This is a genomic window from Luteimonas colneyensis (assembly GCF_014836665.1).
GTDB lineage: Bacteria > Pseudomonadota > Gammaproteobacteria > Xanthomonadales > Xanthomonadaceae > Luteimonas > Luteimonas colneyensis.
Genome location: NZ_JACSQJ010000002.1, coordinates 52,408 through 73,579 on the forward strand (window position 1 = coordinate 52,408; position 21,172 = coordinate 73,579).

At 73.1% G+C, this 21,172-nt stretch carries 22 protein-coding genes; 11 read left to right on the forward strand and 11 right to left on the reverse strand.

From position 1 onward, the window contains the following. Positions 1-64 precede the first annotated feature (64 nt). The 5 genes from H9645_RS04315 to H9645_RS04335 are packed head-to-tail and all read left to right on the forward strand — an operon-like array spanning position 65 to position 5,779. Positions 65-1,258 (forward strand): beta-ketoacyl-[acyl-carrier-protein] synthase family protein, encoded by a 1,194-nt coding sequence (locus H9645_RS04315; RefSeq protein ID WP_191728516.1) that lies wholly within the window; start codon positions 65-67, stop codon positions 1,256-1,258. Then, positions 1,255-2,055: a beta-ketoacyl synthase chain length factor gene (locus tag H9645_RS04320; protein ID WP_191728517.1), complete on the forward strand. Its 801-nt coding sequence runs from the start codon at positions 1,255-1,257 to the stop codon at positions 2,053-2,055. Before H9645_RS04315 ends, H9645_RS04320 begins: the two co-directional genes overlap by 4 nt. Beyond that, positions 2,048-2,887 carry a glycosyltransferase family 2 protein gene (locus H9645_RS04325; protein ID WP_191728518.1) on the forward strand — a complete coding sequence of 280 codons (840 nt, stop codon included), beginning with the start codon at positions 2,048-2,050 and terminating at the stop codon, positions 2,885-2,887. The genes H9645_RS04320 and H9645_RS04325 overlap by 8 nt, the downstream gene beginning before the upstream one ends. After that, complete coding sequence (locus tag H9645_RS04330; RefSeq protein WP_191728519.1) at positions 2,887-4,509, forward strand: NAD(P)/FAD-dependent oxidoreductase; 1,623 nt, start codon at positions 2,887-2,889, stop codon at positions 4,507-4,509. Before H9645_RS04325 ends, H9645_RS04330 begins: the two co-directional genes overlap by 1 nt. Positions 4,510-4,525: 16 nt before the next feature. Continuing rightward, on the forward strand, positions 4,526-5,779 hold the full coding sequence (locus H9645_RS04335) for a cation:proton antiporter (protein WP_191728520.1): 1,254 nt from the start codon (positions 4,526-4,528) through the stop codon (positions 5,777-5,779). A gap of 15 nt (positions 5,780-5,794) precedes the next feature. Here the strand turns inward: H9645_RS04335 and H9645_RS04340 are convergent, their stop codons facing one another. From H9645_RS04340 to H9645_RS04385, 10 genes are all read right to left on the reverse strand, one after another. Further along, positions 5,795-6,268: a hypothetical protein gene (locus tag H9645_RS04340; protein WP_191728521.1), complete on the reverse strand. Its 474-nt coding sequence runs from the start codon at positions 6,266-6,268 to the stop codon at positions 5,795-5,797. Positions 6,269-6,376: 108 nt separating this feature from the next. Continuing rightward, positions 6,377-7,189 carry a 3-oxoacyl-ACP reductase FabG gene (fabG, locus tag H9645_RS04345; protein ID WP_191728522.1) on the reverse strand — a complete coding sequence of 271 codons (813 nt, stop codon included), beginning with the start codon at positions 7,187-7,189 and terminating at the stop codon, positions 6,377-6,379. A 7-nt stretch (positions 7,190-7,196) separates the two neighbouring features. Next, positions 7,197-7,643 (reverse strand): hotdog family protein, encoded by a 447-nt coding sequence (locus H9645_RS04350; RefSeq protein ID WP_191728523.1) that lies wholly within the window; start codon positions 7,641-7,643, stop codon positions 7,197-7,199. Then, positions 7,640-10,000: an MMPL family transporter gene (locus tag H9645_RS04355; RefSeq protein ID WP_191728524.1), complete on the reverse strand. Its 2,361-nt coding sequence runs from the start codon at positions 9,998-10,000 to the stop codon at positions 7,640-7,642. Before H9645_RS04355 ends, H9645_RS04350 begins: the two co-directional genes overlap by 4 nt. After that, complete coding sequence (locus H9645_RS04360; protein WP_318240491.1) at positions 9,997-10,617, reverse strand: LolA-related protein; 621 nt, start codon at positions 10,615-10,617, stop codon at positions 9,997-9,999. The genes H9645_RS04355 and H9645_RS04360 overlap by 4 nt, the downstream gene beginning before the upstream one ends. Then, positions 10,568-11,602 carry a lysophospholipid acyltransferase family protein gene (locus H9645_RS04365; protein ID WP_191728525.1) on the reverse strand — a complete coding sequence of 345 codons (1,035 nt, stop codon included), beginning with the start codon at positions 11,600-11,602 and terminating at the stop codon, positions 10,568-10,570. Before H9645_RS04365 ends, H9645_RS04360 begins: the two co-directional genes overlap by 50 nt. After that, on the reverse strand, positions 11,599-11,892 hold the full coding sequence (locus H9645_RS04370; RefSeq protein ID WP_191728526.1) for an ApeI family dehydratase: 294 nt from the start codon (positions 11,890-11,892) through the stop codon (positions 11,599-11,601). Before H9645_RS04370 ends, H9645_RS04365 begins: the two co-directional genes overlap by 4 nt. Positions 11,893-11,909: 17 nt before the next feature. Then, positions 11,910-12,662 carry a lysophospholipid acyltransferase family protein gene (locus H9645_RS04375; RefSeq protein ID WP_191728955.1) on the reverse strand — a complete coding sequence of 251 codons (753 nt, stop codon included), beginning with the start codon at positions 12,660-12,662 and terminating at the stop codon, positions 11,910-11,912. Between the two features lie 59 nt (positions 12,663-12,721). Continuing rightward, positions 12,722-13,405 carry a COG4648 family protein gene (locus H9645_RS04380; RefSeq protein WP_191728527.1) on the reverse strand — a complete coding sequence of 228 codons (684 nt, stop codon included), beginning with the start codon at positions 13,403-13,405 and terminating at the stop codon, positions 12,722-12,724. 19 nt (positions 13,406-13,424) lie between these two features. Continuing rightward, positions 13,425-13,691: a phosphopantetheine-binding protein gene (locus H9645_RS04385; protein WP_191728528.1), complete on the reverse strand. Its 267-nt coding sequence runs from the start codon at positions 13,689-13,691 to the stop codon at positions 13,425-13,427. Positions 13,692-13,802: 111 nt separating this feature from the next. Here H9645_RS04385 and H9645_RS04390 point away from each other — a divergent pair, with 111 nt between their 5' ends. The 6 genes from H9645_RS04390 (at position 13,803) to aroE (ending at position 20,397) form a co-directional block, all read left to right on the forward strand. Then, positions 13,803-15,149, forward strand: a complete 1,347-nt coding sequence (locus H9645_RS04390; protein ID WP_191728956.1) for an NAD(P)/FAD-dependent oxidoreductase — start codon at positions 13,803-13,805, stop codon at positions 15,147-15,149. Beyond that, positions 15,146-16,165, forward strand: coding sequence for a chorismate transformation FkbO/Hyg5 family protein (locus H9645_RS04395; RefSeq protein ID WP_191728529.1), 1,020 nt, complete (start codon positions 15,146-15,148; stop codon positions 16,163-16,165). Before H9645_RS04390 ends, H9645_RS04395 begins: the two co-directional genes overlap by 4 nt. Positions 16,166-16,364: 199 nt before the next feature. Next, the gene (locus tag H9645_RS04400) at positions 16,365-16,784 is read left to right on the forward strand and encodes a post-PEP-CTERM-1 domain-containing protein (RefSeq protein ID WP_191728530.1); all 420 of its coding nucleotides are present in this window, start codon (positions 16,365-16,367) and stop codon (positions 16,782-16,784) included. Then, positions 16,777-18,387: a PA domain-containing protein gene (locus H9645_RS14320; protein WP_191728531.1), complete on the forward strand. Its 1,611-nt coding sequence runs from the start codon at positions 16,777-16,779 to the stop codon at positions 18,385-18,387. Before H9645_RS04400 ends, H9645_RS14320 begins: the two co-directional genes overlap by 8 nt. Before the next feature lie 72 nt (positions 18,388-18,459). Further along, positions 18,460-19,449 carry a porphobilinogen synthase gene (hemB, locus tag H9645_RS04410; RefSeq protein WP_191728532.1) on the forward strand — a complete coding sequence of 330 codons (990 nt, stop codon included), beginning with the start codon at positions 18,460-18,462 and terminating at the stop codon, positions 19,447-19,449. A gap of 108 nt (positions 19,450-19,557) precedes the next feature. After that, complete coding sequence (gene aroE, locus H9645_RS04415; RefSeq protein ID WP_191728533.1) at positions 19,558-20,397, forward strand: shikimate dehydrogenase; 840 nt, start codon at positions 19,558-19,560, stop codon at positions 20,395-20,397. Between the two features lie 202 nt (positions 20,398-20,599). Here aroE and H9645_RS04420 read toward each other — a convergent pair whose 3' ends face one another. Beyond that, positions 20,600-21,142, reverse strand: a complete 543-nt coding sequence (locus H9645_RS04420) for a gamma carbonic anhydrase family protein (protein ID WP_191728534.1) — start codon at positions 21,140-21,142, stop codon at positions 20,600-20,602. Positions 21,143-21,172 lie beyond the last annotated feature (30 nt).

Consider the following 21,172-nt stretch of genomic DNA (forward strand, 5'->3'; position numbering starts at 1 on the left):
CTATACTCGGCCCCCTTTCCACCGCCGGATCCGCGCCTTGCCGTCATCGCAGTCGTTGCCGCCCATGCCGGCCCTGGCGATCACCGCCCACACCGCCACCACCGCGCTCGGTCGCGGCCTCGCGGCCCAGGTCGAGGCGCTCCGCGCGCGTCGCGGCGGGCTGCGGCCCAACGATTTCGGCGCCGACCCGCTGCCGGCATGGATCGGCCGCGTCGACGGACTCGAGGACGAGGCGCTGCCGGCGGAGTTCGCGCAGTGGGACTGCCGCAACAACCGCCTGGCGTGGATGGCGCTGCAGCAGGACGGCCTCGTGGACGCGGTGGCGTCGGTGCGCGAGCGCCACGGCGCCGAGCGCGTGGCGGTGATCATCGGCACCTCGACCTCGAGCATCGGCGCCAGCGAAGAAGCCTATGCGCGGCTCGTGCCCGGGGCCGACGGCGCACCGGCGTTTCCCGCCGACCTCGCACGCCCGATCGTGCACACGCCGCACTCGCTGGGCGACTTCGTGCAGGCCGCCACCGGCCTGCGCGGGCCGTGCATGACCGTGGCCACGGCCTGTTCCTCGAGCGCCAAGGTGTTCGCCCAGGCGGCGCGGCTGATCCACGCCGGCCTGGTCGATGCCGCGCTCGTTGGCGGCGTCGATACGCTCTGCGGCAGCGTGCTGTTCGGCTTCAACTCGCTGGGGCTGGTGTCCGCCAACCCATGCCGGCCGTTCGACCGCGACCGCGACGGGCTGTCGCTGGGCGAGGCCGGTGGCTTCGCCGTGCTCGAGCGCGCGCAGGTGGATGCCGGCGGCCTGCAGCTGCGCGGCTACGGCGAGTCCAGCGACGCGCACCATATGTCGGCGCCGCATCCCGAAGGCCTCGGCGCGACGCTGGCGATGCGCGACGCGCTCGCGCGCGCGGGCATCGCGCCGGCCGAGGTCGGCTATCTCAACCTGCATGGCACCTCGACGCCGGCCAACGATGCGGTCGAGGCGGCGGCGGTGGCGGCGCTGTTCCCCGACACGCTGCACGCCAGCTCCACCAAGGGCTGGACCGGGCACACGCTGGGCGCGGCGGGCATCGTGGAGTCGGTGTTCGCGCTGATCGCGCTCGAGCACGGGCTGCTGCCGGGGATCCTGCACAGCGCCATCCCCGACCCCGCCTGCGGCCCGCAGATCCGCTTCGACAATGCCGATGCCGACATCCACTACGCCATGAACAACTCCTTCGGCTTCGGCGGCAACAACGCCGCCCTGGTGTTCGGGCGCGCATGAACACGCTCACCGCACGCATCGAGGGCATCGGCTTCTGGGCCCCCGGGCTGCCGTCCTGGCAGGCCGCGGTCGACCACGTCCGCGACGGCGTGCCGCCGGGCGCGGCGGGAAAGCCGTCCCCGGCGCTGCTCGCCCCCAACGAGCGCCGGCGCGCACCGCCGTCGGTGGCCGTGGCGCTGGACGTGGCGCTGGCCGCCTGCGAAGCCGCCGGGCGCGAGCCGGCGGCGCTGTCGTCGGTGTTCGCCTCCACCCACGGTGACCTCGCCATCACCGATTACATGTGCGCGACGCTGGCCGACGACCCGCGCGCGATCTCGCCGACGAAGTTCCACAATTCGGTGCACAACGCCGCCGCCGGCTACTGGACCATCGGCGCCGGCTGCGTGCGCCCAGCCACGGCGCTGAGCGCGCACCGGGCGAGCTTCGCGCAGGGCCTGGTCGAAGCGCTGGCGCAGCTGGCCTGCGGCGACGACGCCGTGCTGCTGGTCGCCTACGACACCGAAGGCACCGGCCCGCTGGGCGCGGTGTCGGACAGCCGCGGGCTGCTGGGCGGCGCGCTGGTGCTCGTGGCCTGCCCGGACGGCGGCACGGACACGGCCGGCGGCAGCACCCTGCTGCGCGCCACCCTGCTCGATGCCGACGCACCCGAGCGCCACGGCCCGCTGGCGCGTCATGGGGCCGGCAACGCAATGGCGCCGATGCTGCCGCTGTTCGATGCCCTCGCCGGCCGCGGCGACCTCGCGCTGCTGCACGCCGGCCACGGCCGCACCCTGCGCGTGGAACTCGCGCATGGCTGAGCGCGCGCCGCTGCAGCGCGACGACGTCGCCGTGGTGATCCCGGCGCTCAACGAATCCCTGCGCATCCGCGGCGTGGTCGAGGACGCGCTGGCGCAGGTGCCGACCGTGATCGTGGTCGACGACGGCTCCGACGACGACACCGTGGCCCGCATCGCCGACCTGCCCGTGCGGGTGGTGCGCCACGCCCGCCGCATGGGCAAGGGCGCGGCCCTGCGCAGCGGCTTCGCCGAGGCCGAGCGCCTGGGCATGCGTGCGGTGGCGACCATGGACGGCGACGGCCAGCACGACGCCGCCGACATCCCGCGGCTGATCGCCGCGGCCAACCGCCATCCCGGCTGCGTGATCGTGGGCGCGCGCCTGCGCAAGCGCGCGTCGCAGCCGCCGCACCGGCGCCTGGGCAACGACTTCGGCGACTGGGGCATCAGCTGGGGCTGCGGCTTCCGCGTGGTCGACACCCAGAGCGGGCAGCGGCTGTATCCGCGCGAGGTGTTCACGCTGCGCGACGTGCCGGGCGAGGGCTTCGTGTTCGAGGCCCAGATGCTGATCTCGGCCGCCCGCCGCGCCGGTGCGCGCGTGGTCGCGGTGCCGATCGAGACCCGCTACGCCTGCAACCAGCCGGACCAGCAGTTCCGCAAGAGCCATTTCCGACTGGTCCGCGACCTGTGGGCGATCACCTCGCACGTGGTCGGGCAGGTGCTGCGGCACGGCGACGTCATCGCTGAATACACACGCGTCAGGCGGAACCCGCCGGTCATCGACGACGACCGCGCGTGTTCGGCTACCGTGGTGGCGGGCAATCGCATCGAAGAGGCCAAGGGAGGCCATGGTTGATGGACAACGCGCAGCATGTGGATGTCGCGATCCTGGGCGGCGGACTGGCCGGCCTCACCCTCGCACTGCAGCTTCGCCAGGCGGACCCCACCCTCGCCATCACCATCTTCGAGCGGCGCACACACCCGGCGCCGGAAGCGGCGTTCAAGGTCGGTGAATCCACGGTCGAGATCGGCGCGCACTACTTCGCCGAGGTGCTGGGCCTGCGCGAACACCTCGAAGAGGAGCAGATCCGCAAGTTCGGCTTCCGCTTCTTCTTCTCCGACGGCCGCGACGACATCGACCGCTGCACCGAGATCGGCGTCAGCCGGCTGCTGCCGACGCCGTCTTGGCAGATCGACCGCGGCCGCTTCGAAACCATGCTCGGCGAGCGCGCCCGTGCGCTGGGCATCGACTTCCGCGACGGCACGATGGTGCGCGGCGTCGAGCTGGCCGGGGGCGATGGCGACCACCGGGTCAGCTGGTCGCGTGGCAACGCGCAGGGCACCGTGGACGCGCGCTGGGTGGTCGACGCCAGCGGCCGCGCCGGCGTGCTCAAGCGCAAGCTCGGGCTGGCCGAGGCCAACGCGCATGACGCCAACGCCGTGTGGTGGCGCGTGGAAGGCCTTGTCGACCCCAACGACTGGTCCGATGACGCCGCCTGGCGCGACCGCTGCACGCCGCCCGACCGCTGGCGCTCGACCAACCACATGTGTGGCACCGGCTACTGGTTCTGGCTGATCCCGCTGGCCTCGGGCGCTCATTCGCTGGGCATCGTCTGCGACGCCACGCTGCATCCGCTCGACACCATGGACACCCACGACAAGGCCATGGACTGGCTGCGCCGGCACCAGCCGCGCGTGGCGGCGTCGCTGGAAGGCCACGCGGTGATGGACTTCCGCTTCCTGCGCCACTTCTCGCATGGCTGCCGCGAGGTCTTCGGCGAGCGCTGGGCGCTGAGCGGCGAGGCCGGGCTGTTCTTGGATCCGTTCTACTCGCCGGGCAGCGACTTCATCGCGATCTCCAACACCTACATCACCGACCTGGTGCTGCGCGACCGCGCCGGCTCGCCGTTCGCGCCGCACGCGGCGATCTACGGACAGCTGTACCGCTCGTTCTACGACAACACCATGACCCTCTACCAGGACCAGTACGCGCTGTTCGGCGACGAACAGGTCATGCCGGTCAAGGTGATCTGGGACTACACCTTCTACTGGGCGCTGCTGGCGCCGGTGTTCTTCGCCGGGCGCATCGCCGACATCGGTATGTACGGGCGCCTGCGTGCGATGTTCGAGCGCGGCAGCGCACTCAATGCCGCGATGCAGCCGCTGCTGCGCGAATGGGGCGAGCGTAACGCGGCGCGCGGCGGCGGAGCCGCGGCTGCGCCGGGCCGCTCGCTCGACCAGCACGGGATCGAGTGGTTCCACGAGCTCAACCGCCAGCTGGGCGACCCGGCCGACGACGCGGCCTTCGACGCGCGCATCGCCGGCAACGTCGCGCGGATGGACGCGCTCGCCGCGGAGATCCTCGTGCGGGCGCGCGAGGCGCATGCCGACATCGGCGACCACGGACTGGACCGCCTGCTGGCCGGCCTGCCCGCGCCGGTGCCATCGCTCGAAGCCGTCTGGTACGCCGCCGCCTGACCCACCGGGAATCCCGATGCAACACAGCCCGCTTCTGCTGCAGCTCGTCATCATCCTCGGCACCGCGCGCGCCTGCGGCCTGCTGCTGCGCCATGTCGGCCAGCCGCCGGTGATCGGCGAGATGGCGGCCGGCCTGGTGCTCGGCCCGATCGTGTTCGGCGCCTGGTTCCCGGAGTTCCACGCCATCGTGTTCGCGCCGGAGTCGCTGTCCGGCCTCGCGTCGCTGGCCGAGCTGGGCCTGGTGCTCTTCATGTTCATCGTCGGCGTCGAACTGCGCGCACCCAACGGGGTGAAGGCGCAGCTGAAGTCGGCGGGGCTGGTCGGCGTGGCCAGCGTGCTGGTTCCGATGGGGCTGGGCTTCGCGGTCTCGCCGCTGCTGCATCCCTATGCGCCGGACGGCGTGGGGCTGGCGCCGTTCGGCCTGTTCATGGCGGCGGCGATGTCGATCACCGCCTTTCCGATCCTGGCGCGCATCCTCAAGGAACGCGCGATGACGCACACGCCGCTCGGCCGTCTGGCCCTGAGCGGCGCGGCGATCGCCGACGTGCTCGCCTGGATCATGCTCGCCCTGGTGGTGGCGCTGGTCGGCGCCGGCAACGGCTATGGCGGCTTCGTGCGGGCGACCGCCGGGCTCGCGCTGCTGGCGGTGGTGGTCTTCGTGCTGCTTCGGCCGCTCTACGCGTGGTTGCTGCGCACCCACGCGCCGGACGGCGCACCGTCGCTGATGGTGCTGGCGGCGCTGCTGATCGGCGCCTTCGCCTGCGCCGCGGTCACCGAATGGCTGGGCGTGCACGCCGTGTTCGGCGCCTTCCTCTTCGGCGCCTGCCTGCCGCGCGACGACCGCCTGCTGAAGTCGCTGATCGAGCGCGTGGAGTACCTCGCCATCGTGGTGCTGATGCCGATCTTCTTCGCGCTGGCCGGCCTGAGCACCACCCGCGACGCCTTCGCCGGCGCCGCGCTGGGCGCGATGCTGCTGATCCTGGCGGTGGCCGTGGTCGGCAAGGTCCTGGGCGGCGCGATCGGCGCGCGCCTGTCGGGACACGGCTGGCGCGAGAGCTTCGCGGTCGGCTCGCTGATGAACGCGCGCGCGCTGATGGAGCTGATCGTGATGAAGGTGGGCCTGGACGCCGGGATCATCGGCCCGGACCTGTTCACCATGCTGCTGGTGATGGCGATCCTGACCACGGTGATGACCGGCCCCCTGCTCAGCCTGTCGCTGGGGCGCCGCCGGGCCGCCGGGCTTTCGGGCGGGGCCCTGCCCGAAGGCTGACGGCCTGGAATGGTGTCAGTTCCCCGGCGTCGGCAGCGGAGGGCGCTCCGGCGGCGGGTTCGCCATCCAGATCGCCACGCCGCGGCCCTGCTTCTGCCTCGGGCTGATGTTCACGCCCACGCCGCCGCTGGTATAGCTGCGTCCGCCGAAACGGCCGGTGCCGGCACCGACGCTGACGCCGCCACCACCGTAGCCGTCGGCCGTCCCCTGGAACAGGATGCCGTTGGCGCCGAGCGAAGCGGCCTCCTCGCGCAGCTTGCGCATGACCGAGTCGGTCTTGTTCTGCTCGCCATAGGTGAAGGCGCCACTCGAGGTCTCCAACAGCGCGATTTCCTCGTAGGGCACGCCGGGGGCGCCGTAGTAGACGCTCACCTGCGCGGGGTCGATCGGCGCGCGCGGCGTGCCGGTCAGGATGTGGGACGAAGCGCAGCCGGCGAGCAGCAGTACGGTGCCGGCGGCGGCGAGGCGGAGCATGCGTGAGGCGGTCATGGCGTCAACCCCGGGGACGATGGCTCCGGATCATCCTCCGCCAGCCATGAACCCGGCGTCACTGCGGGCGTTGCGGGCACCGGGTGGCCCGTGCGGCAGGAGCCGCCGTCAGCCCATGCCGCCGTTGACGCCGATCACCTGCCCGGTGACGTAGGCCGCGGCGTCCGAACACAGGAAGCGCACCACCGAGGCGACCTCGTCCGGGGTGCCGGCGCGGCCGGCGGGCACGACCTGCTTCACGACCTCGGGCGGGAACGCCGCCTCGGCCATGCGCCCGGCGACGACCCCCGGCGCGACCACGTTCACCGTGATCCCGCGGCTGGCCATTTCGCGCGCCAGCGACTTCGAGGCGCCGTGCAGCGCCGCCTTGGCCGCGGCGTAGTTCGACTGCCCGCGGTTGCCGAGCACCGCGGCCACGCTGGACACGCTGACGATGCGACCCCAGCGCGTGCGCGCCATCGGCAGCAGCAGCGGCTGGGTGACGTGGAAGAAGCCGTGCAGCGAAACGTCGATGACCCGGCGCCACTGCTCCGACGACATGCCGGCCATCGGCGCGTCGTCGTGGATGCCGGCGTTGTTGACCACGACCTGGACCGGGCCGGCCTCCAGCAGCGTCGTGATGGCGGCCGCCGCCGCGTCGCCGTCGGCCACGTCGAAGGCGATGGCTTCGGCGCTGCCGCCGGCGGCGGTGATGTCCGCCACCACCGCGTCGGCACGCGCGAGGTTGCCGTTGGCGTGGACGATGACGTGGACGCCATCGGCGGCCAGCTGGCGGCAGATCGCGCCACCGAGGTCGCCGCTGCCACCGGTGACCAGGGCGCGGCGGCGCGGCGTGGCGGCAGCGCGTGGACCGGGCGAGGGCGAGGGCGCGCTCGCGGTCGCGGGCGTGGTGCGGGGGGCGGGCGTGGTCGTCTGGCTCATGCGGTGATTATCCCGGCATCGCCGCGGCGTCGCCCAGCACCACCGCGGCGCGGCCTTCGGCCAGCAGCACGCCGCCATGCGAGATCCGGAACGCGTACTGCTGGCTGGCCTCTCCCTCCATCAGCAGCTCGGCCTCCCCCTCGAGGGCGCCGGGCAGATCGTCGATGCGCGCGACATGCAGCGTGACGCCACGCAGGGCCACCAGCATGCCCGGGCGCACCGCGCCGCCGGACTCGCGCCCGCGCAGGCCGCCGTGCACCGCCATCGCCTGCGCGCCGTACTCGCACAGGTGGACGGCGCGCAGCAGGCCGCCGCTGCGCAGCGGATGCGTCGGGTCGCGATGGTTGCCGGCACGCAGCGCGATGCGCCCGGCATCGTGGGCCACGACCTCGTCCCAGAGGCACATCGCGCCCTGGTGGGGTACCAGCGCCAGGATCTCCGCGCGGCCGATCACTCCAGGGCTCCCGGCTTCGCTCCTGCAGGGAGTTCAGCGGTGGAGCCGGCGTCGTGGCGCGACACCAGCAGCGCCAGCACGAAGTTGCAGGCCACGCCGATCGCGACCGTGCTGCCGATCGCGCGCAGCACCGGGATCGACGACAGCGCCAGCAGGCTGAACACCAGCAGCGTCATCAGGCTGCACACCAGCACCGCGTGCAGGGTGCGCAGCTGGTCGTCGCGGCGGTCGCCGGCGTGTTCGAAGAACAGCGCGTAGTCGAGGCCCAGGCCCGCCGCCAGGATCAGCGCGACCAGGTGGAACAGGTTGAGCTCGACGCCGAAGCCGCGCAGCAGCGCCAGGATCACCAGCGTGGTCAGGGCCATCGGCAGCAGCACCCGCGCGACGCGGCCGGGCGTGCGCAGCGACAGCCACACCGTGGCCGACAGCAGCAGGGCGGCCAGCGCCAGCGCGGCGAGCACGCGGCCGCGGTACTCGGCCACCAGCGATTCGGAGGCCAGCTTCATGTCCATCAGCTCCCCGCCGCCCGCGTCGATCGCGCGCTCGACCGCGGCGACGTCCGTGATCCCGCTGAGCGAGACCAGGGCGATGCTGCCGTCCGCGGTGTCGAGCAGCAGGCCGTCCACGGTCGCCGCCAGCGGCGTGCCGGCGAGGTCGGCCGGGCGCAGCGGCGCGGCGGTGCGCGCGCGCTCGACGTCGGCCAGGAACGGGGCGAACGCGTCCTCGCGGAACGGTGACGTCGCCAGCGCGTCGGCCAGCGCGTCGCGCAGCTCGGCCGGCGCCGGCAGCGACTGCTGGCGCGCGCGCTGGGTGGCCACCGGCGGCAGGTAGCGCGCGGCGCTGTCCCAGCCGTCGAGCGCGCCATCGGCGACCAGCGCGTCCAGGCGCGGATGCAGGGCCTCGGTCGCCGCCAGTGCGGCGTCGGCGTCCGGACCACGCAGCACCGCCACGTAGCGCACGTCGGGAGCGCCCAGCTCCTCGCGCAGGCGGGCGTCGAGTGCCATGCCGTCCTCGGGCACCGGCGTCAGCTTCGACAGGTCGTTCTCCCAGAACGGCCCGCGCGCGGTGGCCAGCACGGCCACGCAGGCCGCGGCCACCAGCAGCAGCGACCAGCGCGGCCGCGGCAGGCGCTGGATGCCGCGCCACAGCGCCTGCAGCCGTGGCGAGTCCGCGAGGTCGCGCGGTGCCGGATCGACCAGCGCCGGCAGGCCGAAGCGCGTGGCCAGCGCGGCCGCCGCCAGCGCCGAGATCGTGAACACTGCCAGCTGGCGCAGCCCGTCCACGCCGGAGAACAGGAAGGTCAGGTACGCGATGCAGGTCGCCACCACGCCGGTCAGCAGCGCCGGCCACAGCGCGCGCACGTTGTCGCGCGGGCTGATCCCGGCGCGCTGCTGGCTGAGGAAGTGGATCGGATAGTCCTGCACCACGCCGATCAGGGTGAAGCCGAAGGCGATGGTGATGCCGTGCACGGCCTCGAACAGCAGCGCCACCGCGCCCAGCCCCGCGAGCCCGGCGGTGGCCAGCGGCAGCACGCCCATCAGCGGCGCGCGCCAGCTGCGGTAGGCGACCAGCAGCAGCAGGACCAGGGCGATGCTGTCGACGGTGCCGATCCACTGCGCCTCGCGCGCGGTGCGGCCGCCGATCTCGACCGAGAACGCGCCCGGCCCGGTCATGCCCAGCCGCGCGCCGCTGTCGCCGGCGGCGTCGGCGAAGGCCGACTGCACGGCGTCGTAGGCGCGCTGTTGCGCGGTGGGATCGAACCCGCCGGCGCGCGTCTGCGCCAGCAGCAGGGCCTCGCGGCCGGCTCGGTCGAACCAGACGCCATGCAGGCGCTGCGGTGCGGCCTTCGGCTGCCAGGCCTCGGCCAGCGCGAGCATCTCCAGGGTCGGATCCGAGGGCAGCAGCGGCTCGACCAGCGCGGCCATCGGCGAGCCCAGGTCCTGCAGGCGCTCGCCCAGCTGCCCGCCGAGGTAGTCGGCGTCCAGGCGCCGGCCGTCGAGCGCGGGCGAGAGCAGGTAGCGGTAGGGGCGCAGCGATTCCGGCACTGCCTCCAGCCCGGCATCGATGCCGTTGGCGACGAATTCGAAGTCGGGGTTGGCCGCCAGCGCCGCCGCGACCGCGCGCGACTGCTCCGCCAGCGCTTCGGGCGCGGCGCCCGACAGCGAGAGCAGCAGCAGGCGCGAGCCCGGGCCGTCGCCCAGCTCATCGACCAGGAGCGTCTGCGCCGGCGTCCGCGGCTCGGGCATGAAGCGGCGCAGGTCGCCGCTGAGTTCGAGCCGCTGGCCCACCAGCCAGCCCGCGACCAGCAGCGCCGCCAGCCACAGCAGCGCCAGTGCGGTACGCCGCGCGGGACTCATCGCGCCGCGGCGCCGGGCTCGCGGCACAGGGCCTCGTCGTCGGCGGCGGCGCCGGCCTCCACCGCGGAGCGCGCGGCGCCGGCGAGCAGGGTGCGCTGCAGCTCGCCTTCGACCGGGCGGGTCTCGATGCAGCGCAGCTCGGCGCCTCGGCCACGCAGTGTGATGTCGCGGACGCTGGCGGCCAGGGCGGCGTCGCGCGGCTGCATCACCAGGGTCCAGTCCTCGCGGCTGCCGCTGGCCGCGACGCGGTAGTCGCGCGCGAGGGCGTCCGCGTCACCCGCGAGCAGGGCGCCGAAGCTCGCCTGCAGCCCGGCCAGCTCGGGCGCCCGCGACAGCGGGAACGTGCGCGGCCTGCGACCCTCGCGGGCGATGGTCGCCTCGCCCTGGCGGATGGTGGTGGTCTCGGCGTAGGGCGCGAGCACGCGGCGCACGAGGGTGTCGTCGTCGGGCCGCGCATACTCGCCCTGGATGCGCAGCGGCGCCTTCAGCATCGCCGAGCCGCGCAGCTCGACGAAGGGCGTCGACACCGGCGCCGGGCGCGCCAGCCGCTCGAGGATCCAGGCCGGCTCAACCGCTGCCGGCTGCGCGGCGGACGGGAGCGCCGCCGCCAGCAGCATCGCCAGCAGCAGGGCCGGGCTGCGGCGCAGGCGCCGGCCCGGGCGTGGTCGCGCCCGGCGCGGGGTCTTGATGGCTTCGGCTGTGCTCACGGTCGCCCCAGAAGTCGTAGAAGTTGAACCAGTTGTACGGCGCATCGCGCACGTGATGTTCGAGGCGCGCGGCATAACGCGCGATGAGCGCCGGCACTGCCGCCGCGCGTTCGCGCCGCGGGATCGCCAGCCCGTCGCTGAACGGTTCGAAGGCCAGATCGTAGCGGTTGCCGCCGCGGTACAGGCCGAAGGCCAGCTGCACCGGCACCTGCAGCACCGAGGCCAGCAGCCACGGCGCCACCGGGAACTCCGCGTGGTCACCGAGGAAGGGCACCGCCAGCGAGGCCTCGCCCGGCTGCGTGCGGTCGACCAGCAGCGCGACCAGCGCGCCTTCGGCCGCCGCCTGCTGGATCGCGAACATGATCGCCGGCCCGTCCTGCGAGGCGTCGATCACCGAGGCCGCGATCTCCGGGTTGAGCGCGTCCAGCAGCTGGGTGACAGCGGGGCTGTGGGCCTTGTCGAGCACGACGCGGATCTTCTGCTCCGGACGCTGGCGGCCGAGTACGCGCAGCACCTCGAAGCTGCCGAGGTGGGAGCCGAACACCAGCACGCCCTGGCCGCGGTCGAGCGCCGCGTGCAGCGACTCCAGCCCCGACACCCGGATGTCGAAGCGCTGCATGTCGCCGCCAAGCAGGAACACGCGGTCGAGGATGGTGGCGGCGAAGGTGTGGATGTGGCGGGCGACGTCGCGCAGGCGCGCCGGCCGCCCGAGCACGCGCGACAGGTAGGCGCGGGAATCACGCCGCTCCTCGCCGCGGCGGGCCAGGAAGTAGGCCGTGATCGGGACCAGGAGCAGGCGCGCCAGGCCGCGGCCGCCGCGCAGGCTGAAGCTGCGCAGCAGCCACAGCGCGAACAGTCCGCCGCCTTCCCGGCGCTGCTTCCAGCTGCCGCTCATGCCAGCGCCACCTCGCCCGAGGCCACCAGCACGTCGCCTCCGGACGCGTCGCCGCGCAGCACGCGGAAGCGCCAGCGCGGCGCGGCGCCTTCGAGCTCGACGCGCGCGACCTGCCCGGGCAGCAGCGGGCTGGCGAACTTCACCTGCGGCAGGCGCAGCGCGCCCAGCAGCCCGTGCCCCCGCTCGATCGCGGCCAGCACGTGGTCGAGGACAAGCACGCCGGGCACCAGGGGACGGCCGGGGAAGTGCCCCGGCAGGCAGGAATGGGCGTGCTCGACCACGAACTCCATGGCGCCGCGCGCGTGCCTCAGGCGGACCGGCGCAGGAGCGCCAGCACGGACGCGTGGGCCGCGTCGGCCAGGGCCTGGCGGCCGGCCGCGCCGGAGGCGTCGCCGGTCGGCAAGGGCGCGCCGAAGCGCACGGTGATCACGCCCGCGCGCACCCGGAAGCCCTCGGGCGGCAGCACGTCGCCGGCCCCGTCGATCGCCACCGGCAGCACGTCGACGCCGGCGTCGATGGCGGACTGGAAGGCGCCGCCCTTGAACGGCGCCACCGCGCCGGTGCGGCTGCGCGTGCCCTCGGGAAACAGGCACAGCGTATGGCCGTCGCCGAGCAGGGCCGCGGCCTCGCGGCGCAGGCGCGGGCCGGCGCGCGGATTGTCGCGCTCGATGAACAGCATGCCGCAGGCGCGCGCGTACCAGCCCACGAACGGCACCCTGGTCATCTCCTGCTTGAGCAGGAAATGCAGCGGCACCGGCACCGCCTGGAACAGCGCGCAGATGTCGATCACCGACTGGTGGTTGGACACCAGCAGGTACGGGCGCGACCAGTCGACGGCGTCGGCGCCTTCGACCACCAGCCGCGCGCCGGCCCCGCCGACCAGGCCCGGCGCCCAGCAGCGCGCGGCCATGCGCAGCGCGACGTCGCGGCGGCGGGTGGCCAGCAGCACGAGCAGCGCCAGGCTGATCCAGCCGGCGGTCCAGAACAGCGTGAACACGAAGCCGACGGCGTTGTGCACGCCCCAGGCCAGTCGTCGCGCGGCCGATTCGGCCACATCCATGTTGTCGACGCGCTGCTGCATCCGCGAAGCATACCCAATGGAAGCGGGCGGCTTCCCGTTCAGCGCAGGAAATCGCGCCAGAACGCGGGGCCAAGCCCGGCCATCTGGCGCAGGAAGCCCGCGAAGCTGTGGTAGCGGCCGGGAAAGCGGCGCTTGCGGTAGGCGAACTCGACCACGAAGAAGCCGCCGACGATGCCGTAGTTCAGGATGTTGGCGAACAGCGACCACTGCTCGCGGGTGATGGTGACGGGCGGCTGCAGGCCAAGGCTGGCCAGCAGGCCGCCGGGCGAGGCCACCATCGCCAGCGCCAGGTTGGCCAGGCCGAGCACGGCCAGCGCGATGGCCCAGGCGGCGGTCAGCCCGCGGCTGTAGGCCACCAGCTCGGGCGCCAGCGTGGCCGGCGTCGTGCCATCCAGGGCCGCGACGATGCGGGTGATCAGGGCTCCGTGCGGGGAGCGCAGGCTGCGCGCGAACAGCCAGGCGATCGCGGCCACGAAGGCCACCGGGGCCAGCAGCAGCGGCAGCCCGGCATGCCCGGCCCGGTAGAGCGCATGGCAGGCCGCCAGCGACAGGGGCAGCGCCACCCAGGCCCAGGGCCGCCGGGCGACGAGGCCCGCGGCGAGCATCATCGCCACCAGCGCCAGCAGCGCGGCGTAGGCATAGCGATCGTCGAGGGTGGCGCTGGCCAGGTGCGCGAAGGCGGCGTAGGCCACCGCCATCGCGATGGTGAGGGCCAGGCCCATGGCCGGCTCCCGGCAGGCGTCAGGCGCGGTTGGCTTCGACGTGCGCCGACAGCGCGCGCAGCGAGGCGAAGATGCGGCGGTTCTCCTCGCTGTCCGAACGCAGCTGGAAGCCGTAGCGCTTGCCCACCGCCAGCGCCAGCTCCAGCGCGTCGATCGAATCCAGGCCCAGGCCGGCGTTGAACAGCGGCGCTTCGGGGTCGATGGACGCGGGGTCGACGTCGTCGAGGTTCAGGGCCTCGACCAGGAGTTCGGCGAGTTCACGTTCGGCTTCGGACTGGGTGGACATCTGGCGGCTTCCATTGCGGCTGTGGGCGCGGATGGCGGCAGGCCGGCCCACGGCCGCCTGCGCGCTATCATTCGCGGCCCCGATGATCGCATGGCCGACGTACGCCGCGAAATGCAGAGCACCGCCGAAGACAGCACGAACCAGCCCCCGGTGGAGGACTGCGATGTCCTCGTGATCGGCGGAGGCCCGGCCGGAAGCGCCGCCTCGACCTTCCTGGCGCGGCGCGGCTGGCGGGTGGCGATGCTCGAGAAGGACGCGCACCCGCGCTTCCACATCGGCGAGTCGCTGCTGCCCATGAACATGCCGATCCTCGAGCGCCTGGGCGCCTTCGACAAGGTCGCCGCGATCGGCGTGCGCAAGTCGGGCGCGGACTTCCCGGCCGACGAGGGCGGCTACAACGTCTTCCGCTTCGATCGCGCGCTCGACGTCCGCTGCGACCACGCCTTCCAGGTCCGCCGCTCGGACTTCGACCGGGTGCTGTTCGACCACGCCGCCGAGTGCGGCGTGGACGCGCGCCAGGGCGTGCGCGTGACCACGGTCGATCCGCTTCCCGGCGGCGGCAGCCTGGTCGGCGCGACCGGTCCCGAAGGCGCCTGCCGCTGGCGCGCGCGCTACGTCGTGGACGCCAGCGGGCGCGACGCCTTCATCGGCGGCAAGCGCCGGATCAAGCGCAGGAACCCGCGCCACCAGTCGGCCGCGGTCTTCAGCCATTTCGAGGGCGTGGAGCGCCGCGAGGGCACGGATGCCGGCAACGTCAGCATCTACCGCCACGAGCACGGCTGGATCTGGCTGATCCCGCTGCCCGACGGCGTCACCAGCGTCGGCGCGGTCTGCTATCCCGACTACATGAAGACCCGCCGCGGCGACAGCGAGGGCTTCCTGATGCGCACCCTGCAGTCGGTGCCCGAGGTGGCCCGGCGCATGGCCGGCGCGCGCCGCTGCGCCGACGTGCACGCCACCGGCAACTACGCCTACGAATGCACCGAGATGGCGGGCCCGGGCTGGGTGCTGGTGGGCGACGCCTACTGCTTCGTCGACCCGATGTTCTCGTCGGGCGTGTTCCTGGCCATGCACGGCGCCGAGAAGGCCGCGGACATGGTGGACGCGGCGCTGCGCGAACCCGCGCGCGAAGCGGCGCTGCAGCGGGCCCTGCGCCGCCACATCGACGCCGGCACCGACGAGTTCAAGTGGTTCATCTACCGCTTCACCTCGCCGGCGATGCGCCACCTGTTCGCCAACCCGAAGAACGTCTTCCAGGTGGAGAACGCCGTGGTGGCGATGCTGGCCGGCGACGTCTTCGACAATCCGCGCGTCCGCCGCCGGCTGCGCGTGTTCCGCGCGCTGTACGCGGTGGCGTCGCTGGCGATGCTGCCGCGATCGCTGCGCAACGGCCTGCGCCGCCGGCGCCAGTCACGCGTCGGCTTCAGCGGCGACACGCTGCAGGCGGACGAGCCATGAGCCGCGCGATGCAGGATGCGTCGCGGGGCGGCGCGGCGCGGCTCGCGGTGGAGTACGTCCACGCGGACGACCCTGCGCGACTGCTGGACGGCGACGACGTGCTGGCCGTGTTCGGCTTCGGCACCGCCGCGCCCGGTTCGCTCGGCGACCCGCGCTACCTGCGCGTGCCGCTGGAGCCCCACGGCGATGCGCCCTACGAGGTCTGGCACGCCAACGCCCCGGTGATGCGGGGCTGCGACGACGGCGTACGCTGGGCCAGCGACGGCGAGCTGATGTTCGGCGTGATCGAGGTCGCCGAGCACGACGGCGACGTGCAGGAGGCCGCGCGCGCCGCCTATGCGCGGATGGCCGCCTTCACCACCGGGAGCCGCACCCCGCGCCTGCTGCGGATCTGGAACTACGTCGACGCGATCACCTTCGGCGAAGGCGACGACGAGCGCTACCGCGCGTTCTGCGTCGGCCGCGCGCAGGGCCTGGGCGACTTCGACGTGCGCAGCCTGCCCGCGGCCACCGCCATCGGCCGCTGCGACGGCGAACGCGTGGTGCAGGTCTACTGGCTGGCATCGGTCGCGGCCGGCACGCCGGTGGAGAACCCGCGCCAGGTCAGCGCCTACCGCTACCCGCGCCGCTACGGGCCGCAGCCTCCCAGCTTTGCCCGCGCGATGCTGCCGCCGGCGGGCAGCGCGATGCCGCTGATGCTGTCGGGCACCGCCGCGGTCGTCGGCCACGTGTCGATGCATGACGGCGAAGTGCTGGCGCAGCTGGACGAGACCTTCAACAACTTCGACGCGCTGGTGGGCGCTGCCCGCGCCCACGATCCGTCGCTGCCGCCGCGCTTCGGCGCCGGCACCCGGCTCAAGGTCTACGTGCGCGACCGCGACGACCTGGCGCTGGTCGCCGATGCGCTCGACCGCCGCTTCGGCGACGCGGTGCCGCGCCTGCTGCTGCACGCGGCGATCTGCCGCCGCGAACTCGCCGTCGAGATCGACGGCGTGCACGGGCGCCCGGCCGACTGAGCCGGCCAGCATGCGCGCTGCCCCTGCTGCAGCGCAAGATTGAGCAGAGCGCCCGAAACGGTGCAGACTCGGGACGGGCCAATGGCGACACGGCCCATCGGCAAGACCACCTTTGCATTGATCTTGGAGGCACCGTCCGGGGGGGACGCGGCTTCGGCCACGACGTCTCCGGGTGTCCCGTTTTTCGAGGAAACACCCGATGAAATGCACGACCCTGTTTCTGCTAGCCGGCCTGTCCGTCGGCTTCGCCGCGCATGCGGCCGAGCCCGTCGCGGATGACACCGCCGCCGGTTCCTACGCCGGCGTCACCGTCGCCATCGACCCCGCCACCGGCCGCCTGCGCGCGCCGACTGCGGCCGAACAGGCGAAGCTGCGCACCGCCGTGTCGTCGCGCCTGCGCACCGCTGATCCGATGTCCATCGCCAAGCCGGGTCCGCGCACCGTGGCCGAAGCGCGCCGCACCATGCGCCGCCTTCCGAACGGCGCCATGTCGATGCACGTTCCGGAGGAACTGATGTCCAGCGTCACCGCCCACCAGCTCGAGGACGGCTCGATCGTCATCGGCCACGGCGACGCCCACGCCGCACCGGCAAGCACCGTGGAGGCCGTCCGTGAATAAGACCCTCCTCGCCTGCGCCCTTGCGGCCGCCACCACCTTCGCGATCGGCAGCGCCGACGCGGCCAACATCGTCCTGGTCAACATGAACCAGCCCGGCGTCGGCCTCAACGACCCGACCCCGGCGACGCCCGCCGGCGGCAACCCCGGCACCACCGTCGGCGAGCAGCGCCAGATCGCCTACCGCTTCGCCGCCGACCTGTGGGGTGCGGTGCTCGAGAGCGACGTCGACATCAACGTCCGCGCGCAGTTCACCGCGCTCAGCTGCGACGCCACCAGCGGCGTGCTGGGTTCGGCCGGTGCCCGCCAGATCTTCGGCGACTTCCCGAACGCGGTCGCGGCTACCGCCTATGGCGGCGCGCTGGCCAACGCGCTGGCGGGCGAAGACCTCGATCCCGACGAGGACGAGATCAACAGCAACTTCAACGCCAACCTGGGCACCCCGGGCTGCCTCGAGACCTCCGGCTGGTACTACGGCCTGGACGGCAACACCCCGGCGGGGATGATCAACTTCCTCGACGTGGTGATGCACGAGATCGGGCACGGCCTGAACTTCCAGGGCTTCTACAGCCTGGCCACGGGTGCCCCGATCGCTACCGGCTATACCGACATCTACTCCAGCTTCGTGTTCGACAACGTCTCCGGCCAGGCCTGGTCGCAGATGACCGACGCCCAGCGCGTGACCGCAGCCACCGGTGGTGGCCTGGTGTGGACCGGCGCCAATGTCACCACCCAGGTACCCGACGCACTCGCGCCGAAGATCGTGCTCGCGGGCGGCGGCACCGTCTCCGGCGAGTTCGCATTCGGCACGGCGGTCTTCGGACCGGCGGCCACCCCGGCGAACTTCAGCGGCCAGCTCGTGCTGGTCAATGATGGCAGCGGCGCCAATGGCTCGCAGGGCTGTGCGGCCTCCCCGGCCAACGCCTACGCCGGCAAGATCGCGATCGTCGATCGCGGCACCTGCGCCTTCGAGATCAAGGCGAAGCTCGCCCAGGATGCCGGCGCCATCGGCGTGATCGTGGCCAACAACGTCGCCGGCGTGATCCAGATGGCCGATGACGCGACGGTCGTGGCCACGGTCCCCACCCTGAGCGTCTCGCAGGCCGACGGCGCCACCCTGAAGGCCGGCATCCCCGGCGCGACGGTGGCCCTGGCGGAAGTCGCGGGCAGCTTTGCCGGCACGGACGACGAGGGTCGCGCCCTGATGTACGCACCCGCGACGCTGGCACAGGGTTCGACGTTCTCGCACTTCGACATCAGCCACAGCCCCAATGCGCTGATGGAGCCGTCGATCAACCAGGACCTGGACGGCAACCTGCGCCTCGACCTGACCCCGGCCCTGTACGAAGACCTGGGCTGGGTCGTGAACAACGGCAATGCCACCACCAACGGCGGCACCTGCAACACGGGCGTCCCGGTCACCGAGGGCGTGGGCCTGATCGGCGGCGCCAACCTGCAGGCTGCCGACGCGCTGTGCCGCAACGCACATGGCGGCGGCACGTCGGCATACCGCAGCTGCATCGCGCCGTTCGTGACCCGCCTGCGCGACCTCGGCTTCGTGCCGAAGTCCAAGGCCAGCGCCGTGACGCTCTGCACCAGGCGCTGATCCCGTTCCACAGCTGACACAGCCGGCGCCCAAGTGGCGCCGGCTTTTTTTTCCGGGCGTAGAATGGCCCGCATGACCTACCCCGACTCCCGCTTCCGGCGCATGCGCCGCGACGCGTTCTCGCGCCGCCTGATGCGCGAGCACACGCTCACCGTCGACGACCTCATCTATCCGGTCTTCGTGCACGAGGCCGATGGCCGCGCCGCGGTGCAATCGATGCCCGGGGTCTCGCGCATGTCGATCGACGAGCTGCTGCGCGAGGCCGAGCAGGCCGCCACCCTCGGCGTGCCGGCGCTGGCGCTGTTCCCGGTCACCGCGCCCGAGGCCAAGTCGCTCGACGCCACCGCCGCCTGGGACGACGACGGCCTCTGCCAGCGCGCGGTCCGGGCGCTGAAGGCGCGCTTCCCGGAGCTGGGCGTGATCACCGACGTCGCGCTCGACCCCTACACCAGCCACGGCCAGGACGGCATCGTCGACGACGCCGGCTACGTGCAGAACGACGTCACCGTCGAGGCCCTGGTCAGGCAGGCGCTGTCGCACGCGCGCGCCGGCGCCGACGTGGTCGCGCCCAGCGACATGATGGACGGCCGCATCGGCGCGATCCGCATGGCGCTGGAGGAGGACGGCCACGTCCACACCCGCATCCTCGCCTACGCGGCGAAGTACGCCTCCAGCTTCTACGGCCCGTTCCGCGATGCCGTGGGCAGTGCTTCGGCGCTGGGCAAGGCCGACAAGCGCACCTACCAGATGGACCCCGGCAACACCGACGAGGCGCTGCGCGAAGTCGCCGCCGACCTCGACGAGGGCGCCGACATGGTGATGGTGAAGCCGGGCATGCCCTACCTCGACGTCGTGCGCCGGGTGAAGGAAACCTTCGGCGTGCCGACCTTCGCCTACCAGGTGAGCGGCGAGTACGCGATGCTCAAGGCCGCCGCGACCAACGGCTGGCTCGACGAGCGCGGCTGCGCGATGGAGGCCCTGCTCGGCTTCAAGCGCGCCGGCGCCGACGGCGTGCTGACCTATTTCGCGCTCGACGCGGCGCGCTGGCTGCGCGAGGGCTGACGGCACGGCGGTCGCGGCTGTCGCTGCGCCCACTCCCGCCACGCACAACCGGCGTAGACTCGAACCAGGGGCGATGCAGCGGGCACCGCCATGCTTCGGGAGACCGTCATGAAGCACTATGCCGTGTTCGGGCATCCGGTGGCGCACTCGCTGTCGCCGCGCATCCACGCCGCCTTCGGCCGCGAGGCCGGCATCGCCATCGACTACCAGGCCATCGATGCCGACGTCGGCAGCTTCCGCGCGCGCCTGTCGGAATTCGCCGTGCGCGGCGGCGCCGGCGCCAACGTCACCCTGCCGCTGAAGCAGGAGGCGCTGGCGCTGTGCGCCGACGTCACCGAGCGCGCCCGGCGCGCCGGCGCGGTCAACACCCTGGTGCGCAACGGCGACGACTGGCACGGCGACAACACCGATGGCGAAGGCCTGGTGCGCGACCTGACCGGCCGCCACGGCCTCGACCTGCGCGCGCGACGCACGCTGCTGATCGGCGCCGGCGGCGCCGCGCGCGGAGTCGCGCCTTCGCTGCTCGACGCCGGCATCGGCGACCTCTACATCGTCAACCGCACCTCAAGCCGCGCCGACGCCCTGGCCGACCTGCTCGGCCAGCCCGGACGCGTACATCCGCGCCACCTCGCCGACATCGGCACGCTGGGCGAGTTCGAGCTGGTCGTCAACGCCACCTCGGCCGCGCGCGGCGGCGCCATGCCGGTGCTGCCGCGTTCCCTGGTCGGACGGCGGATGGCCGCGGTCGACCTCAACTACGGCGAGGCCGCCACGCCCTTCCTGGCCTGGGGCCGCGCGAGCGGCGCCTATGCCGTGGTCGACGGCCTGGGCATGCTGGTGGAGCAGGCGGCGCTGTCGTTCGCGCGCTGGCACGGCGCGCGTCCGGAAACCGACGAGATCTACGGCGAGCTCCGCGCCGAGCACGCGCACCTGGTGACGGCGGACTGAAGCGCGCCACCGGCAGGCGCGCGCCCTCATCGAGCCCCCCGCCGCACGCCCTCACCGCGCGCGCCAACGCTCCCTCCCTGTAGGAGCAGCTACAGCTGCGACCGCGCCAATGCCTCGCACGTCCGGGCCTGATGGTCGCAGCTGTAGCTGCTCCTACAGGGAGGCGGCGCGCGGGCGATGGCCCGGGCCCGCCGCACCGCCGTCAGCCGGCCGCCAGGTATTCGTCCTTGAGCCGCACGTAGTGCGCCGCGCTGTACAGCAGGCCTTCCACCGCCGCGTCGTCCAGCACCCGCACCATCTTCGCCGGATTGCCGAGCCACAGCTCGCGGCTGCGCACCACCTTGCCCGGCGGCACCAGCGCGCCGGCACCGACGTAGCCGTGGTCTTCCACCACCACGCCGTCCATCACCGTCGCGCCCATGCCGACCAGCGCGCCGTTGCCGATGCTGCAGGCGTGCACGATCGCGCCGTGGCCGATGGTGACGTCGTCGCCGATCAGCGTGGGATAGCCGTCCATGCGCGAGTGCGGGCCGCGGTGGCTGACGTGCACGATGGTGCCGTCCTGCAGGTTGCAGCGCGCGCCGATGCGGACGAAGTTGACGTCTCCGCGGACCACCGTGCCGGGCCAGATCGAGCTGTCGTCGCCGATCACGACGTCGCCGATGACGGTCGCCGCGGGATCGACGTAGACGCGCGCGCCGAGGGTGGGCAGGGTGCCACGACAGGGACGGATGTTGTTGGCCATGCGCGGATTCTAGCCCGGCTATAGTCGCGG

Excerpts from the sequence above, each read along its gene's own strand:
- H9645_RS04315 (WP_191728516.1), top strand. The coding sequence starts at position 65 with ATGCCGGCCCTGGCGATCACCGCCCACACCGCCACCACCGCGCTCGGT.
- H9645_RS04320 (WP_191728517.1), top strand. The coding sequence starts at position 1,255 with ATGAACACGCTCACCGCACGCATCGAGGGCATCGGCTTCTGGGCCCCC.
- H9645_RS04325 (WP_191728518.1), top strand. The coding sequence starts at position 2,048 with ATGGCTGAGCGCGCGCCGCTGCAGCGCGACGACGTCGCCGTGGTGATC.
- H9645_RS04330 (WP_191728519.1), top strand. The coding sequence starts at position 2,887 with ATGGACAACGCGCAGCATGTGGATGTCGCGATCCTGGGCGGCGGACTG.
- H9645_RS04335 (WP_191728520.1), top strand. The coding sequence starts at position 4,526 with ATGCAACACAGCCCGCTTCTGCTGCAGCTCGTCATCATCCTCGGCACC.
- H9645_RS04340 (WP_191728521.1), bottom strand. The coding sequence starts at position 6,268 with ATGACCGCCTCACGCATGCTCCGCCTCGCCGCCGCCGGCACCGTACTG.
- fabG (WP_191728522.1), bottom strand. The coding sequence starts at position 7,189 with ATGAGCCAGACGACCACGCCCGCCCCCCGCACCACGCCCGCGACCGCG.
- H9645_RS04355 (WP_191728524.1), bottom strand. The coding sequence starts at position 10,000 with ATGAGTCCCGCGCGGCGTACCGCACTGGCGCTGCTGTGGCTGGCGGCG.
- H9645_RS04360 (WP_318240491.1), bottom strand. The coding sequence starts at position 10,617 with ATGCTGCTGGCGGCGGCGCTCCCGTCCGCCGCGCAGCCGGCAGCGGTT.
- H9645_RS04365 (WP_191728525.1), bottom strand. The coding sequence starts at position 11,602 with ATGAGCGGCAGCTGGAAGCAGCGCCGGGAAGGCGGCGGACTGTTCGCG.
- H9645_RS04370 (WP_191728526.1), bottom strand. The coding sequence starts at position 11,892 with ATGGAGTTCGTGGTCGAGCACGCCCATTCCTGCCTGCCGGGGCACTTC.
- H9645_RS04375 (WP_191728955.1), bottom strand. The coding sequence starts at position 12,662 with ATGGATGTGGCCGAATCGGCCGCGCGACGACTGGCCTGGGGCGTGCAC.
- H9645_RS04380 (WP_191728527.1), bottom strand. The coding sequence starts at position 13,405 with ATGGGCCTGGCCCTCACCATCGCGATGGCGGTGGCCTACGCCGCCTTC.
- H9645_RS04385 (WP_191728528.1), bottom strand. The coding sequence starts at position 13,691 with ATGTCCACCCAGTCCGAAGCCGAACGTGAACTCGCCGAACTCCTGGTC.
- H9645_RS04390 (WP_191728956.1), top strand. The coding sequence starts at position 13,803 with ATGCAGAGCACCGCCGAAGACAGCACGAACCAGCCCCCGGTGGAGGAC.
- H9645_RS04395 (WP_191728529.1), top strand. The coding sequence starts at position 15,146 with ATGAGCCGCGCGATGCAGGATGCGTCGCGGGGCGGCGCGGCGCGGCTC.
- H9645_RS04400 (WP_191728530.1), top strand. The coding sequence starts at position 16,365 with ATGAAATGCACGACCCTGTTTCTGCTAGCCGGCCTGTCCGTCGGCTTC.
- hemB (WP_191728532.1), top strand. The coding sequence starts at position 18,460 with ATGACCTACCCCGACTCCCGCTTCCGGCGCATGCGCCGCGACGCGTTC.
- aroE (WP_191728533.1), top strand. The coding sequence starts at position 19,558 with ATGAAGCACTATGCCGTGTTCGGGCATCCGGTGGCGCACTCGCTGTCG.
- H9645_RS04420 (WP_191728534.1), bottom strand. The coding sequence starts at position 21,142 with ATGGCCAACAACATCCGTCCCTGTCGTGGCACCCTGCCCACCCTCGGC.